10 protein-coding genes, 1 tRNA gene and 2 pseudogenes are annotated in these 15,091 nt (G+C 71.3%); 9 read left to right on the top strand and 4 right to left on the bottom strand.

Features of this window, described 5'->3' with window-relative positions; genetic code table 11:
- Positions 1 to 1,125: 1,125 nt before the first annotated feature.
- Positions 1,126 to 1,305 (top strand): annotated as a pseudogene (locus WMF44_RS33810) (hypothetical protein); the annotation flags it as partial.
- Between the two features lie 52 nt (positions 1,306 to 1,357).
- On the opposite strand, the gene WMF44_RS33805 reads toward WMF44_RS33810, so the two are convergent.
- Positions 1,358 to 1,795, bottom strand: a complete 438-nt coding sequence (locus WMF44_RS33805) for a GNAT family N-acetyltransferase (protein WP_044966307.1) — start codon at positions 1,793 to 1,795, stop codon at positions 1,358 to 1,360.
- Positions 1,796 to 1,999: 204 nt separating this feature from the next.
- Between WMF44_RS33805 and WMF44_RS33800 the strand changes: the two genes are divergently transcribed.
- Genes WMF44_RS33800 through WMF44_RS33790 form a run of 3 tightly spaced genes read left to right on the top strand, consistent with a single transcriptional unit; the run spans position 2,000 to position 4,677 of the window.
- Positions 2,000 to 2,692 carry a DUF969 domain-containing protein gene (locus tag WMF44_RS33800; protein WP_437294169.1) on the top strand — a complete coding sequence of 231 codons (693 nt, stop codon included), beginning with the start codon at positions 2,000 to 2,002 and terminating at the stop codon, positions 2,690 to 2,692.
- Positions 2,689 to 3,645 carry a DUF979 domain-containing protein gene (locus tag WMF44_RS33795; protein WP_437294168.1) on the top strand — a complete coding sequence of 319 codons (957 nt, stop codon included), beginning with the start codon at positions 2,689 to 2,691 and terminating at the stop codon, positions 3,643 to 3,645. Before WMF44_RS33800 ends, WMF44_RS33795 begins: the two co-directional genes overlap by 4 nt.
- Positions 3,646 to 3,657: 12 nt before the next feature.
- Positions 3,658 to 4,677, top strand: a complete 1,020-nt coding sequence (locus WMF44_RS33790) for a DUF2891 domain-containing protein (RefSeq protein ID WP_437294167.1) — start codon at positions 3,658 to 3,660, stop codon at positions 4,675 to 4,677.
- Positions 4,678 to 4,737: 60 nt separating this feature from the next.
- On the opposite strand, the gene WMF44_RS33785 is transcribed toward WMF44_RS33790, so the two are convergent.
- Both WMF44_RS33785 and WMF44_RS33780 read right to left on the bottom strand, forming a co-directional pair.
- Positions 4,738 to 4,812, bottom strand: a tRNA-Gly gene (locus WMF44_RS33785).
- Positions 4,813 to 5,062: 250 nt separating this feature from the next.
- On the bottom strand, positions 5,063 to 6,697 hold the full coding sequence (locus tag WMF44_RS33780) for a sigma 54-interacting transcriptional regulator (RefSeq protein WP_437294166.1): 1,635 nt from the start codon (positions 6,695 to 6,697) through the stop codon (positions 5,063 to 5,065).
- A 150-nt stretch (positions 6,698 to 6,847) separates the two neighbouring features.
- On the opposite strand from WMF44_RS33780, the gene WMF44_RS33775 reads away from it, so the two are divergent.
- From WMF44_RS33775 to WMF44_RS33765, 3 genes are all read left to right on the top strand, one after another.
- Positions 6,848 to 8,020 (top strand): cytochrome P450, encoded by a 1,173-nt coding sequence (locus WMF44_RS33775; RefSeq protein ID WP_437294165.1) that lies wholly within the window; start codon positions 6,848 to 6,850, stop codon positions 8,018 to 8,020.
- Positions 8,021 to 8,074: 54 nt separating this feature from the next.
- On the top strand, positions 8,075 to 9,328 hold the full coding sequence (locus tag WMF44_RS33770; RefSeq protein ID WP_437294164.1) for a hypothetical protein: 1,254 nt from the start codon (positions 8,075 to 8,077) through the stop codon (positions 9,326 to 9,328).
- Positions 9,329 to 9,669: 341 nt separating this feature from the next.
- Positions 9,670 to 10,458, top strand: a complete 789-nt coding sequence (locus tag WMF44_RS33765; RefSeq protein ID WP_437294163.1) for an ATP-grasp domain-containing protein — start codon at positions 9,670 to 9,672, stop codon at positions 10,456 to 10,458.
- 155 nt (positions 10,459 to 10,613) lie between these two features.
- On the opposite strand, the gene WMF44_RS33760 is transcribed toward WMF44_RS33765, so the two are convergent.
- Positions 10,614 to 11,666, bottom strand: coding sequence for a peptidase dimerization domain-containing protein (locus tag WMF44_RS33760; RefSeq protein WP_437294162.1), 1,053 nt, complete (start codon positions 11,664 to 11,666; stop codon positions 10,614 to 10,616).
- 555 nt (positions 11,667 to 12,221) lie between these two features.
- On the opposite strand from WMF44_RS33760, the pseudogene WMF44_RS33755 reads away from it, so the two are divergent.
- Positions 12,222 to 13,082 (top strand): annotated as a pseudogene (locus WMF44_RS33755) (serine/threonine-protein kinase); the annotation flags it as partial.
- Positions 13,083 to 13,329: 247 nt separating this feature from the next.
- Positions 13,330 to 15,030 carry an nSTAND1 domain-containing NTPase gene (locus tag WMF44_RS33750; protein ID WP_437294161.1) on the top strand — a complete coding sequence of 567 codons (1,701 nt, stop codon included), beginning with the start codon at positions 13,330 to 13,332 and terminating at the stop codon, positions 15,028 to 15,030.
- Positions 15,031 to 15,091: the final 61 nt, after the last annotated feature.

Here is a 15,091-nt window from a genome sequence, read left to right as displayed (position 1 = left end):
ACAATCCTTGTTTTCCGCGCGCTGACAGCTCTCCCGACAGCTACGATAATTCGCGTAAGCGCTATCACTGCATGCACTTCGCTGGGCTTCGCTGTCAGATTTGCCACACGCAGCAGAAGCCGCATCGTGGTCCGCCTGGCACTTCTCGTGGCATGGGCTCTGGGTCGCGATGTTGCACTCTGGAGGAGGTGGTTCGATGCCCTGCGGCTCCAATACAGGCCCGAAGCCTCCCGACCCTGTCGGGCCGAACCCGTAACCGCCGACCCCTGTTGCGGTGATGATGATGCCGCCGGCGCCGCTTTCTCCCTCACTCCTGAGGTAGCAGTCACCGACATCAAAGTTGCACCCAGCTAGACCGAAGCATAGAACAGCCAACAGCTTGTTCATTTAGAATCTCCCCCGAATCTCCAGATAGGCCCAGCAGTTGCCATCACGGCCACGCTGCCAGGAAGAACACGACTGCTCCCGCCAGCCCAGTCCACGTTGAGGCTCGTAGATGCCCCCAGACGCCCAGCGAAGTACCAGTCGGACTGTGCGCGCCCGCCTGGAGCAAGCCCCATCACGCGGTCACAGATCACGGCACCGCATACAGGCATCGAGTAGAGCGACAGGGATGGACCAAGGCTGACGTTGCCCGTTTTTGTCACGTACCCAACGGTAACCGCCGTTCGATCGTAGACCCCTACGCGTGTCCCCGGAATGACGCTGAGCATGTTGTGAACTTCGATCCGGAAGTCCCTCTCTTTTTGCCAGAGCCAGCCGGCGAAGGGGCTCACGGCCAGCTTGGGTTCGGTCCCGATCTGGATCCCGCCCACGCTCACACCACTGCTGAACTCGAGTGCCTGCGCCGACGCCGGAACAAGGACGAGCGCACATGCGCAAAGCAGGCAGACGTTGCCTTGTGAGCGCATCGACATGGTGGTGAAGGTCCCCCGACCGAGCCCCGACACGCGCCGCGTGGGGTCGCTAACAGTTTTTCCGGGTGTGATTCGGGCGTCAAAGAAAAGTTGAGAATTTTGGCTCGTCGATAGGAAGACCGTCCCGGGCGCCAGTAGGCGGGTCCGCGCGAGGTGCTGCTCGAGGTGCTCGGCCCTGCCCGGAAGGCGACGCCCGCCGAGCTGGGGGGTGGTGCGGAGCACGGAGGTGCCGGCGCGGATCCATGTGGAGATCGTGAAGAGCGACGCCCCGCCCGGGGGTGTCGGGGAGCCCGGGGTGCCGCCGGTGGCGCCCGCGATCGCGAACGCGGTGTTCGCCTTGACGAAGACGCGCGCCCGGGAGCTCCCGCTGCGGCGTCTGGGGCTGTGACGGAGCTTCGGGCCGGGCAGCGCGCCGCTGCTCACGATGTCCCCCTTTTGCCCTACTGTTGATAGATGTCCTTGATGTTGATCTCCATGAAGTTGTCCGGCTTCGCGAGGGGCGTGAAGCCGAACTGCCGGTAGAGCCCGTGCGCGTCCGCGGTGGCGAGCAACGTCCGCCGCAACCGGAGCCGGCCGAGCGCCTCGGTGACGTGGGCGATCAGCGCTTTCCCGTACCCCTTTCGTTGCTCCGCCTGGACGATGAACACGTCGTCCAGGTACGCGAACGTCGCCTGGTCGGTGATCACCCGGGCGAACCCGATCTGCGCGCCCGCCTTGTAGACGCCGAAGCAGAGCGATGCCTCGATCGCCCTCTCGACCACCGCCCGAGGAATGCCCTTGCTCCAGTAGGCAGAGGCGAGGACGGTGTGGATCAGATCGAGGTCGAGACGCGATTTGTCCGACGAGATGACGAGTTCTTCGTTTGTCTGGTGGTCCACGCTGGCGATCCTCCATTGAGCTGCAGGCTGCGGGCCGAGCCCTCGTGGCCTTGCCGGCGACCCCTGTGTCCGTCGCCTCGGGGCACGCCATCCGAGGCGCCGGCCGGCGTCAAGGAGAGGCGGCCGGCCGCGCTGCGCTGCGCGCGCTCATGGGCGACGCCGTCGCTGGCGTGCCACGGTGGCTGCGAACACGGGGGAAGAAGCATGCTCACGTTCCTCGGGGTCGTGGTCGTGGTCGTCGGCTTCGTGGCCCGGATCCATCCGCTCCTGGTCGTCGCGGCGGCCGCCATCGTGACCAGCCTCTCCGCGGGGATGGGCCTCATCGAGGGGATCTCCGTCCTGGGCAAGGCGTTCAACGACAACCGTTATGTGAGCCTGGTCTGGCTCGTCCTGCCGGTCATCGGCCTCCTCGAGCGATCGGGCCTCCAGGAGCGGGCGCGCGCGCTGATCTCGCGGGTGAAGACGGCCACGACCGGGCGCATCCTGCTCGTGTACTTCGCGGTGCGGCAGCTCAGCGCGGCGCTCGGCCTGACCTCGCTCGGCGGCCACGCGCAGATGGTCCGCCCGCTGATCGCGCCCATGGCCGAGGCGGTGGCGGAGAACCGGTACGGACCGCTGCCGGACAGGACCCGCTGGCTGATCCGCGCCTCGGCGGCGGCGGCCGACAACGTGGCGCTGTTCTTCGGAGAGGACATCTTCCTCGCCATCGCGTCCATCCTGCTGATCAAGGCGTTCCTCGAGCAGAACGGCATCTTCGTGGAGCCGCTCCAGCTGTCGGTCTGGGCCATCCCCACGGCGGTGCTGGCGCTCCTGATCCACGGGACTCGGCTCCTCCTGCTCGACCGGCGGCTCCACCGGGACCTCGCCCGCGCGGACGCGGGGAAGGCGGCCGAATGATCACGCTCGATGTCGTTTACGTCGTGGGAGGGCTGTTCTTCGCGGCGTCGGCCGTCCTGAGCGCGGTCGACCGCGAGAACTCGAGGCGATGGAAGAACACCCTGTTCTGGGGTCTCCTGGCGATGAGCTTCCTCTTCGGCTCGCGCCTCGGGGATCTCGGCAACGGGGTGCTCGTGATCTCGCTCGTGCTCCTCGCGGGCGTCCGGGGCCTGGGCCAGGGGCGCCCCGCCACCACGACCCCCGAGGAGCGGCGCGAAAGCGCCGAGCGGCGCGGCGACCTCCTCTTCGTCCCGGCGCTGATCATCCCGGCGACCGCCCTCCTGGGCGCGCTGGTCCTCAAGCGGGTCGAGATCCGCGGCGCGCCCTTGCTCGACCCGAAGCAGGCGACGCTGATCTCGCTCGCCCTCGGCGTGGTGCTGGCGCTCGTGGTCTCGGTGGCCTGGTTGCGCCCGCCGCCGCTCGCGCCTCTGCAGGAAGGCCGGCGCCTGCTCGACATCGTGGGCTGGGCGGCGATCTTGCCCCAGCTCTTGGCCGCGCTCGGGGTCGTGTTCGCGGCCGCGGGCGTGGGGGACGTGGTCGGCGAGCTGGCCGGGAGCGCGCTCCCGAGCGGAGGCCGCCTCGCCGCGGTGGCCGCGTATACCGTGGGCATGGCGATGTTCACGGTGATCATGGGGAACGCCTTCGCGGCGTTTCCCGTCATGACGGCGGCCGTGGGGCTCCCCCTGATCGTGCGCCGGCTCGGCGGCGACCCGGCGATCATGAGCGCCATCGGCATGTTGTCCGGCTTCTGCGGGACGCTGATGACCCCCATGGCCGCGAACTTCAACATCGTTCCAGCGGCCCTGCTCGGCTTGCCCGATCGCGACGGCGTGATCAAGGTCCAGCTCCCCACCGCGCTGCTCCTGCTGATCGGGAACACGCTCCTCATGTACCTGCTCGCCTTCCGGCGCTGAGGTCGCCATCGCATGACGCACGCCCTGACACCGGACATCGCCTCGCGTCTCGCCGCCATCGCGCTCGGGCACGTGACGCGGGAGTACCCGAACAAGCTCGATCACGTCATGACTGGCCCCGGGGACGTGAAGGGCCCGCGCGACCTTCACCCCATCTTCCACGGCAGCTTCGACTGGCACTCGTGCGTTCACGGCCACTGGCTCCTCGCGCGGATCCACCGCCTCTTCCCTGGCGTGCCCGGCGCCGCGCCGGTCCGCGGGCTGCTCGACGCGCAGCTCACGGGCGAGAAGGTCGCCGGCGAGCTGGCCTATCTGCAGCGGCCGTCGAGCCGCGGCTTCGAGAGGCCTTATGGGTGGGCGTGGCTGCTGATGCTGGCGGCCGAGCTCTCGCGGTACGAGACCGAGGAGGGGCGGCGCTGGTCGGCTGCGCTGGCCCCGCTCGGCGACGCGTTCGCCGGACGGCTCCTCGAGTACCTGCCCAGGGCCACGTATCCGGTCCGCGCCGGCGCGCACACGAACAGCGCCTTCGCGCTCGCGCTCGCGCAGGAGTACGCCGCCGTGAAGGGCGATGAGCGGCTGTCGCTGCGCTGCGCCGAGGCCGCGCGCGCCTGGTACGGCCGCGACGCGGACTGCCAGGCGTGGGAGCCCTCGCAGGACGATTTCCTCTCGCCCTCCCTCGTGGAGGCCGAATGCATGCGCCGGGCCCTGCCCGGACCGGAGTTCCGTGGCTGGTTCGCGCGGTTCCTGCCGCGGGCGGCGCGCGGCGAGCCAGCGACCCTGTTCGAGCCCGCGACGGTCAGCGATCGCAGCGACGGCAAGATCGCCCACCTCGACGGGCTCAACCTGAGCCGCGCCTGGTGCTGGCGCTCGCTCGCCGCCGCGCTGCCCGAAGGGAACGCGGTCCGCGCCCGCGCCCTCGACGCGGCGGAGCGGCACCTCGACGCCAGCCTGCCGCACGTCGCCGGCGACTACATGGGCGAGCACTGGCTGGCGAGCTTCGCCCTCCTCGCGCTGGGCGAGAGCATTGATTGACGCGCCACGGGCGCCGCGGAGCGGTGCTCAGCGGCGGCCGGTGTTGCAGCGTCTATGTCGTGGAGCGGGAGACGGGATTTGAACCCGCGACGTCAACCTTGGCAAGGTTGCACTCTACCACTGAGTTACTCCCGCAAACGGCGGTCCCAGCGCTCAGGAAACCACTCTCGTGCGGCGTGAACAGCGATGAGGCCGAGCGCGCCGGGACCTCCTCGGAGGTCGTTTCCGTCGATGGGCGCGGAGGAGTACCAACCGACGTCGCCCTAGTCAAGCACCGATGTGCTGGTCGTGGAGCTTCTCGGGAACGGAGAGCTGGGCCCCATGGTTTTCCGGGATCCGGCACCGGCGGGGCCCGGTTGTCGTCGAGGGGACACCTCGCACGCCTCTACCCCGCGCCGCGGGCGTACCTCCTGAGCTTCCGGTAGAGCGTCGACGCGCCGATCCCGAGCTCCGCGGCGGCGCGGGCCTGGTTGCCGCCGTGCCGCTCGAGCGCCGCGAGGATCGCGCGCCGCTCGACGCCCTCCAGCGTCCGCGCGGCCGGCTCCTCGCCCCCGCCGTCGCCGGTCGGCGCGGCGCCGCGGACGTCGTCCGGCAGGTCGTCCAGATCGGCGGCGCTCCCCCGCGCCAGGGCGACCGCGTGCTCCACGGCGTTCTCCAGCTCGCGCACGTTGCCGGGCCACCCGTGGCGCTCCAGCGCGCCTTCGGCCTCCGGCGTGAAGCCCGCCACGGGGCGATCGAGCCGGCGCGACGCCGCCCCGAGCAGCGCCCGCGCGAGCGGCAGGACGTCCTCCCGGCGCTCGCGGAGCGGCGGAAGGCGTATCTCGATGACCCGCAGCCGGTAGTAGAGGTCCCGCCGGAAGCGGCCCGCCGCGGCGTCGGCCGCGAGATCGCGGTTCGTCGCCGCGAGGATCCGGGCGTCGACGGGGCGGCTCGTGTTCTCGCCGACGCGGCGCACCTGCCGCTCCTGGAGCGCGCGGAGGAGCTTCGCCTGCACCCCGGGCGGGGCCTCGCCGACCTCGTCGAGCAGCAGCGTGCCCCCGCGCGCCGCCTCGAACAGCCCGGCGCGGTCGTGGGTCGCGCCGGTGAACGAGCCGCGCGCGTGCCCGAAGAGCTCGCTCTCCAGCAGCGTCTCGGTGATCGCCGCGCAGTTGACCGCGACGAACGGGCCCGCGGCGCGCGCCGACGCGCCGTGGATGAGCCGCGCCACCCGCTCTTTCCCGGCGCCGCTCTCGCCCGTGAGCAGGATCGTCGAGTCCACCGGCGCGACCCGCCGCGCGCGGTCGAGCGCCCGCTGCATCGCCGGGCTCTCCGCGACGAGCGGCGCCGGCGGCTCGCCCCGTGGCGCTGCAAAGGGCAGGGCGCTCGCCTTCGCGCCGAGCGCTCGCCCCGTCGTCCTACGCGGCGCGGGTTGCGCGGGCTCACCGAACGACGGGTCGAGGTCGCTGTCGCGGAAGAACGGCAGGTGCTCCTCCAGCGCGCCGCCCCACGCGGCGCGCGTCCGGCCCTGGAAGTGGCAGACGTCGTCGCCCCGGCCGATGCACCGATCCTCGATGACGTAGACCGCCTCGCCCGTCGCCCGCGTCATGTAGCCGCTCGCGATGCCGGCGAGCATCCAGCAGACAGGCTCGTCCGCGCGGCCGAGGCGCAGGAGGTGCTGTTCTGCCTCGTACGACGAGAGCAGCGTGGCGCCGCGCGAGGCGAGGGGCGTCGTGTCCCCGGGGGCGAGCCGGATGAAGCCCTGCAGCGTGTGGAGCAGGGCGCCCGCGCCGTGCAGCTCGGCCTCGCTGTCCCAGGCGAGCCGGGACACCATCGCCTCCGCCATCCGGGCGCCGTGCTCGACGCCGAAGCGCGTGAGCACGGCGCGCGCCCCCGCGTACCCCGCGAGCCGGACGAGCTCCTCGCGCAGCGTCCCGAGCGCCCCGGCGTCGAGGATGACCGCGCGCTCCCCGGCGAAGCGGACGACGCCGCCGCGCGCGTCGACGTCGAGCAGCTTCCGGATGTCGAGATCGGCTGCGCGCATGGGACGACCTTTCAAGGCGACAGGAGTGACCGGTCACCCTGACCGGCGGGCTCGCGAGGCGCCACGGACGAGCCCCGGATCTCCCATGGAAAGCGGCCTCTCCCGCGCGGGCCCGGCGTGTGCTCGGGCCGTCGCGGGAGGTCTCTTCGCATGAGCGAGCGCGTGGACATCATGACACCCGCCTTCCGGGCGGATCCTTATACGCCGTACGCGGCGATGCGCCGCGAGGCACCGGTCTGCCAGGTGGATCCTGGCGGGATGTGGGCGGTGAGCCGGTACGCCGATGTCGCGACGGTCCTGCGGACCCCGGAGCGGTTCTCGTCCCAGGGGTTCCGGGCCGCCTGGCAGCCGGCGTGGGTGGGGCACAACCCGCTCGCGAGCTCGATCCTGGCCATGGATGGCCCGGATCACGCGCGGCTCCGCGGCCTGGTGAGCCGGGCGTTCGGGGCGCCGGCGATCGCGCGCATCGAGCAGCGGGCCCGGGATCTGTGCGAGCGGCTCGCGGGCCGCCTCGACGGCGAGGTCGACTTCATCGCCGCGGCCGCGGCGCCGCTGCCGGCGTTCGTGATCAGCGAGCTGCTCGGTCTGGATCACGCGCTAGAGCCGCACTTCAAGCGGTGGATGGACGACCTCCTGTCCGTGACGCCCGAGCCGGCGAGCGCCGAGCACGCCGCCCGCGTCCGCGCCACGATCGCGGAGCTCGACCGGTACATGGCCGACGTCATCGCGGCCCGCAGGCGATCGCCCTCCGACGACCTCGTGAGCGAGCTCGCGCGCGCCGGTGAGCCCCTCGGCGACCGCGAGATCATCGATCTGCTCGTCAGCATCCTCGGCGGCGGCCTCGAGACCACGACCCACTTCCTCGGCAGCTCGATGCTCCTGCTCGCGGAGCGCCCCGCGGAGCTCGAGCGGCTGCGCGCCTCGCCGCAGCTCATCCCGAGGTTCATCGAGGAGATGATGCGTTATGACGGCCCGACCCAGTCCGTCCCCCGGCTCACGACGTCGGACGTCGCGCTGGCCGGCGTGACGATCCCCGCGGGCTCGCTCGTGATGGCTCTGGTCGGCTCGGCGAACCGTGACGAGCTGCGCTTCACGGATCCCGATCGGTTCGATTTGCACCGCGGCCAGCCGAGCCTGACCTTCGGGCACGGCGCGCACTTCTGCCTCGGCGCGGCGCTGGCCCGGATGGAGGCGAAGGTCGCGCTCGAGGTGCTGGTCCCGAGGATCGGCGAGGTGACCCGCGCGCCCGGCGAGATCCCCTACAACCGCACGCTCACCGTGCGTGGCCCCGTGTCGCTCCCGCTCCGCTTCAGGCCGGCCTGACATGCCAACAAATTGAGGGGATTTGTCAGGTCCTGTTCTGCACAATGGCTGTCCATGCGATATCGAGCGTTCCTGCCGCTGGTCTTCGCTCTGCCGGCGTGCGGCCCTGCGGTCGCGCCCTCGCCTGCCGCGGGCGCTTCGTCCGCCGTGGCCAAGGCGGCGGCCCCCGCGGCGCCGTCTCCGTCGGCGCCGGCCGCGGGCGTCGCGCCCGCGCCTGCCGCGAGCGCCGCGCCGGCGCCGCAGAGCGCCTGTGCGCTGGAGCGCGGCTTCCACGGCACGATCGGGCCGAAGCTCGAGGTCTTTGCGCGGCTCGAGCGCGACGGAGGGGCGGTGCGGGGCCGTTACTTCTATGCCCACGTCGGCGTCGACATCCCGCTTTCCGGGTCTGTCACCGACGCCGGCGAGCTCGCGCTCGTCGAGGGCAACCCGGCGCGCCCGACGGGGCAGTTCGCGGGCACCTGCCGGGCCGACGGCCACCTCATCGGGACGTGGACGAGCCCGCGGGGCGCCTCGCTGCCGTTCGAGCTCGCCTCGGTCGGCGCGCGCGACGTGCTGCTCGTGGCCACGAAGAAGCGGGCGCGCCGCTTCCCGCCGCGGCCGAACCCCGATGGCCCGTCCGACGGCATCGGGATCCCCTTCGAGCCTGGCGAGGCGTGCAGCGAGGAGCTCGCCTGGCCCGAGGTCTTCGGCGCCGCGACGGCGACGAGCGAGGCGGCCCTCAACCGCGCGCTCGAGGGCGGCGCGTGGGTGTTCGAGCAGGGGGACGAGGCGAGTCTGCGCGCGTGCAAGACGGGCGAGCGAATGGCCGCGTCGCGCACCTTCGAGATCGCCCTCAACGAGAAGGGGCTGCTCGCGGTCCGCTCCCACGATGCAATGCGGTACGAGGGCGGCACGCACCCCTGGGATCCAGGGCCTGAGCGCTGGCACGTGCTCGACACGCGCACGGGCGCGCCGGTGACCCAGCTGCTCGACCGGTCCGCCGCGTCGAAGAAGGCCCTGCGGCCCTTGCTGGAGCGCTGCCTCGCGCCGTTTGCCGACGGCGACGCGACCGTGCTCGAGCTGCTGCGGGAGCGCGTGAGCCTCGACAACCCGGATCTGCTCTTCCTGCCGACGCCCGCCGGGCTGAAGCTCGCCGCGACCGGATATCCGCCGCCGCTGCGCGTGTTCGAGGGGGATGGCCCCATCCTGACGTGGGCGGCGCTCGCCGGCGCGGGCGCGGTCGGCCCGAGGAGCCCGCTCGCTCGCCTCTTGGAGGGCCGCAGCGCGGCCGCGGCGGCGGACCCGTGCGCGAAGCAGGGGTCGCCCTGAGCCGGACCCGATCGGGCCTGTGAACCCGACCCGGGTTGATGCGACAACCGACAACCCGACGCGGGTTGTCGCCGACCATGGCGAGGTTGCTGATCGACTGCGATCTCGGCTTCGATGGCGTCCCCATCGTCGCGAGTCTCCAGGACGGGCTTCGGCGCTTGTTGTCCAGCCGCAACGGCGATCGAACGATAGGCGCCGCCGGCGGCCTCGCCGCCGGCGCCCAGAGACGGGATCCGGCGCGCCGCGACGAGCCGCGAGAGCGCTGAGGTTCAGCCGGCCCGGACGAGCGTCAGTGGACGTTCGACCCCGGTGCTGGCGAGCACCGTGCTACATCCGAGCGCGTGCCGACGCTCGTCCTCTCGCAGCGCTATAGCCCTGACTCGAATGCGCTGTTCGCCGCTGCCCTCGCGGCCGGCTGGGACATCGAGCGACTTCGCTCGTTCCGCTGCCCCGAGGGCCTCGCGGCGCGCGACCCCGTGCTCTACGGCGAGACCATCCTCGCCGACGCCATCATGGACGACCTCGAGGTCGCGCTGCTCGAGCCGACCGCCGACTGGCTGCCCCGCCTGCCCCAGCGCCACCGCCTTCGCAGCGTGCGCCTCGCGACCTTAGAGGATGCGCTGGCGCTCCGTGAGCCTTCGTTCATCAAGCCAGCGGATGAGAAGCTGTTCCCCGCGCGCGTGTACGCGGACGGCGCCGCGATGGATCCGGACCCGCGGTTGCCGCTGGATCTGCCCGTCCTCGTGAGCGAGCCCGTCGTGTTCGAGGTGGAGTTCCGGTGCTTCGTGCTGGAGCGCGAGGTGGCGGCGCTCTCGCCCTACATCCGCGGCGGGGAGATCGCGCGCAACGCGGCGGGCGACTGGGAGGCGGATTCAGCGGAGGTCGAGGCGGCATCCGCGTCCATCCGCGCGGTGCTCGCCGACGCCGACGTCGAGCTCCCGCCCGCGGTGGTCGTGGACGTCGGGCGCATGGCAGGGCGGGGCTGGGGCGTCGTCGAGGCGAATCCCGCCTGGGCCTCGGGGCTCTGCGGGTGCGACCCGGCAAGGGTGCTCCCCGTGCTGCAGCGGGCAACCGTGCCGCGCAGGATGGTCTCGGAGGCAGAGCAGCGCTGGCTGCGGCGTGTCGGGTGAGGGATCTGAAGCGTCCCCTCGAATTTCAGGGAAGCTCACAGGGAGGCGGGGAGGCGAGGAGGAAGAAGAAATGAATTTCTCCCTCTTGCCGTCTCTCGCTCCCCGCCTCCCCGCCTCCCTGTTCAATCTTTTTTTGCTAAAACCGTCAGCGAAATTCACGCCATCTTGGCGAACCACCGATCGAGGATGGTTTGCGCCCGCGCGAGCTCCGAGAGCTCCGCCACCTCGTTGAGAGCGTGCATCGTCCGCTCCGCCCCCGGTCCGAAATTCGCCGCCGGGATCCCGAGCGTCGTGAAGCTTGCCACTTCCGACCAGGTTTGCCGGGCCTCGACGCCTTGAACGCCGCTCTGTTCGAGCGCTGCGATGAGCGCGTGGTTCCGGTTCGGCGGCGCCGGACGGGAGAGCTCCTCGAACCGGACGGCCCCCACGCGGTCCACGAGCGCCATCAGCCGCTCTTGCGAGGTATGGGAGCTCGTGCTCGGACCGTACGTGTGGTGCACGTTCACTTCCAGGTGGTCTGGCACGACGCTGCCGGAGCGGCCCCCGTGCGCCGAGGTGGCGTTCATCATCTCGTACCAGGTGAGGCCGTCGACGACGTCGGGTACGGGCTCGAACGCGGCCAGCTGAGAGAGCACGCGCGCGAACTTGTGAATCGCGTTCACGCCGGCGCCGGGCAGCCCGCTGTGCCCCGTGCGGCCTGCAAACGCCAGCGTCGCGTGCGTCGAGCCTCCCGAGCCGAGCTGAAGCTTGTTGTCCGTGGGCCTGAGCACCAGGGCGAAGTCGGCCCCCCGGAGCTCGGCGTCCTGCTTCATGACCACCCTGAGCTCGCTCGCGTCGAAGCCGCACGCTCCGCGCGCGTGAAACACGAGGGTGATATCGGCGTGCACCTGCGGCCGGCGCTCGGCCAGATCGAGCATCAGGCAGAGGCCGCTCTTCTCTGCGGCTCCAGCGCCGAGCGCGCGGTTGTTCTCCGTCCGCGCTTCGCCTCGTTGCCCTGCGTTCGCCACGTCGAGCTGCCCGACGAGCAGGATCTTGGGGCCTCCCGACCCGCGCGTCAGCGGCGCGACCAAGGAGTCCCCGTAGCGGCGCGGCGATGAAGCCAGGGGGAGCGCCGCGAGCCGTTGAGCCAGCTCGTCGGCCAGGTTGCGTTCCTCACCCGTCGGCGAGGGGATCCTGCACAGCCACAGCAAATTGTCGAGCAGCTCCACGTAGACCTCCGATCAGAAGAAACGATGCGCGCCGGCTCCTCGGCGCTCCTCGGTCTGGACGCAGCGTGTGCGCCAGCGATCGAGTCGCTCAGCGTCGACCCGCTGGCCGCAAACCGTGCAGCACACCTCGGGCGCGCGCAAGAAGTACGTGACCGCCTGGCCGAAGGCATCGTGATGGTCCGTGCGGCGCCGGTTACGAGGGTATGCTCGCACATGTCCTCTGTGAAGTGATCTCATGACAGGTCCACGTGTACACGGCCGCTTTGGACGCCTATGCTCTCGTCCGTGCGGTAGCCGCCGTGGTCGTTCTATTCTGATGATGGTGTCATTTTGTGAGGAGGGTGGAAGTTGTCGACCGAGCTGAGCTTCCCTGAGGCGATCGATCCAGCGTCCGACGCGGCGCTGCTCGATCATGCAGGACGCTCCGGCACCAGCATCGATACTATCGCGGACACGGCCCGCGGCAGCACGGACCTCGCTGGCGCAGCGCTCCCGGCAGCCGTGCTGGCCGCCGCCTCGGAGAAGGTCGAGGTTCCTTCGGCGGGCGTTCACGGGATGATCCGCGACACGGTGACCAGCGCGAGCGCTCCGTCCTCGCTCTCCCGGGTCGATCCGCTGCCTTCGGCGGGCGCATGCATCGGCCACTATGAGCTCTTGCGCGAGCTTGGACGGGGCGGCATGGGCACCGTCTTTCTGGCGCGCGACACCCGCCTCGCTCGCCTCGTCGCGATCAAGCTCCTCACGCGGCTGAGCAGGCGCGGTCTACAGCGCTTCCTGATCGAGGCGCAAGCCACGGCGCGCTGCAAGCACGAGCATATCGTGACGATCCACGAGGTGAACGAGCATGACGGATATCCGTACATGGTGCTCGAGTACATCGAGGGACAGAGCCTCCGCGCATGGATGAATCAGCGCAGGCCTGCGAACGCCGGCGAGGAGGCGTCGACGGCGCCGGTGCCGCCCAGCCTGGCCGTCGACATGATGGTTCCCGTCGTGCGCGCGCTTTCGGGCGCACACGCGTCCGGCATCATCCACCGCGACCTCAAGCCCGAGAACATCATGCTGGAGGTGTCGGGGGCGATCAAGGTGGTCGATTTCGGCATCGCCAAGCTGCGCGAGGACGAGACGAGCCTCGCCCTCGCGATGGATCGCTCGGCCGCCGGGGAGCCGCGCGTGACCGGCGAAGGCGCGGTCGTCGGCACGATGCCTTATATGTCCCCCGAGCAGTGGAAGGGAAAGGACATCGACCAGTCCAGCGATATCTGGGCGGTCGGCGTCATGCTCCACGAGCTCGTGATCGGCGCGCACCCGCTCGCGCCGTTGAACCATGCGAAGCTCTTTGGCGTGGCGCTCCTCGACGAGCCGATGCCCGCTGTCGGTGCGCACCACCCGGAGCTCGGCGCGATTGGCGCGATCATCGATCGCTGCCTCTGCAAGCGGAAATCCGAGCGGTTCGCCTCCGCGCAGGAGCTCTTGACCGAGCTCTTACCCCTCCTGCCTGGGCGCCGGGAGATCCTCCTCGGCAGCGACGACAGCCCGTTCGCTGGCCTGTCGTCGTTCCAGGAGGCCGACGCCGACCGCTTCTTCGGCCGCGCGCAGGATCTCGCCGGCGTCGCGGCGCCTCCGGAGCCAGCCGCTGCTCGCGATCGCGGGCGCGTCGGGCGTGGGGAAGTCGTCGTTCGTGCGGGCCGGGGTGATCCCCGCGCTCAAGCGCTCCGGGGAGGGCTGGGAGGCGCTCGTCCTGCGTCCGGGGCGCGAGCCGATGGAAGCGCTCGCGCACCTGTTCAACCGCGCTGCGGCGACGCCGAGCGCAGCCCCGCTGGCGGCTGCTCCGCAGGGCAGCGCGGGGGCAGACGCGGCCCTGGTCGAGCGGCGGCTGCGCGCTGAGCCCGGGCTCCTCGGAGCGTCGCTGCGCGCGTGGTCGGACGGCGCGCAGCGACGCCTCTTGCTGTTCATCGATCAGTTCGAGGAGCTCTTCACGCTCGGCACGCCGGCTGGCGAGCGTGAGGCGTTCCTCGCGTGCCTCGCGGGGGTCGCCGACGACGCCTCCTCACCCCTCCGGGTGGTCCTGGCCGTGCGAGCGGACTTCCTGGAGCGGCTGGCCGAGCACGAGCGGTTCGTGGCGATCATGACGCGCGGCCTCGTGTTCCTCCGGCCGATGGGGCGCGAGGGGCTTCGTGAGGCGCTGATGCGGCCGATCGAGGCGGCGCGGCACGAGATCGAGGATCCCGCGATCATCGAGGGGTTCCTCGACGCGCTGGCGACGACGCGCGGCGCGCTGCCGCTCTTGCAGTTCACCGCGGCCCGGCTGTGGGAGATGCGCGATCGGGGGCGCCGGCTGCTCACGCGGGCGAGCTACGAGGCGCTCGGGGGTGTGGCGGGCGCGCTGGCGAGCCACGCCGATACGGTGCTGGCAGGGATGAGCGAGCGCCGGGCGAAGCTCGCGCGGGCGGTCCTGGAGCGGCTGGTGACGCCGGAGCGGACACGGGCCGTGGCCAGCCTGGGCGAGCTCTGCGAGCTGCCCGGGGATCGCGGCGAGATCGAGCGCGTGGTGGAGCTGCTCGCCGGCGGGCGGCTCCTGGCGATCGAGACGGCGAGCGACCGCGCGGGCAGCACGGTGGAGATCGTGCACGAGTCGCTGATCGAGCGGTGGCCGACGCTCAGGCGCTGGCTCGATGAGAACCAGGAAGACGCCGTGTTCCTGGACCGGCTGCGCACGGCGGCGCGGCTCTGGGATGCGAGCGGTCGGGCCGCGGACACGCTCTGGCGCGGCAAGGTGGCCGAGGAGGCGCGCCGCTTTCGCGAGCGCTGTCGGGGGGAGCTGCCAGAGCGGGAGAGGCTCTATCTGGACGAGGTGCTCCGGTTCGCCGATCAGCAGCAGCGGGGGAGGCGACGCCTTGTGTCTGGGATCATCGCGGCGCTGTCGGTCCTGGTGATCGCGGCGGGCGCGGGGATCGTGAAGGTGGTCCGTCAAAACCGGGTCATCACGGCGCAGCTCCACGAGATCCAGAGCGCCGAGGACACGCTGAAGCAGGCGCTCGTGAGCGAGGAGGCGGCCCGGAGCGCGGCGGAGAGGGCGCGGCAAGACAGCGAGGCGGCGCGGCAGGACAGCGACGCGGCGCGGCAGGACAGCGAGGCGCAGCGGGGGCGTGCCGAGCGGCTGCAGCGCGAGGCTGACGAGGCCCGGAATCGCGCCGAGGCCGAGGCGGAGAGGGCCCGCATCGCGGCGGGCGAGGCGCGGCGGGCGCGAGACATGGCGCGGAGGTCCGAGGCGGAAGCACGCCAGGCTGAGATGAAGGCCACCGAGGAGGCGCAAAGGGCCAAGGCGGAGGCCGAGGCCGCGCTGCTGCGCCAGCGCCATTAGAGCGGCGGTCACCCGCTTCGGATACGGGCCCATCTCGACGTTTTCGGTGCTCAGCGCACAG

The organism is Sorangium sp. So ce426, from assembly GCF_051475585.1.
GTDB lineage: Bacteria > Myxococcota_A > Polyangia > Polyangiales > Polyangiaceae > Sorangium > Sorangium cellulosum_B.
The sequence above is the reverse complement of the archived record's forward strand: the minus strand, read 5'-3'. Positions and strand labels throughout refer to the sequence as shown.

What these genes read in the sequence shown, in the direction of transcription:
- WMF44_RS33775 (WP_437294165.1), top strand. Translation starts at nt 6,848, where the DNA reads ATGAGCGAGCGCGTGGACATCATGACACCCGCCTTCCGGGCGGATCCT.
- WMF44_RS33795 (WP_437294168.1), top strand. Translation starts at nt 2,689, where the DNA reads ATGATCACGCTCGATGTCGTTTACGTCGTGGGAGGGCTGTTCTTCGCG.
- WMF44_RS33780 (WP_437294166.1), bottom strand. Translation starts at nt 6,697, where the DNA reads ATGCGCGCAGCCGATCTCGACATCCGGAAGCTGCTCGACGTCGACGCG.
- WMF44_RS33770 (WP_437294164.1), top strand. Translation starts at nt 8,075, where the DNA reads ATGCGATATCGAGCGTTCCTGCCGCTGGTCTTCGCTCTGCCGGCGTGC.
- WMF44_RS33800 (WP_437294169.1), top strand. Translation starts at nt 2,000, where the DNA reads ATGCTCACGTTCCTCGGGGTCGTGGTCGTGGTCGTCGGCTTCGTGGCC.
- WMF44_RS33790 (WP_437294167.1), top strand. Translation starts at nt 3,658, where the DNA reads ATGACGCACGCCCTGACACCGGACATCGCCTCGCGTCTCGCCGCCATC.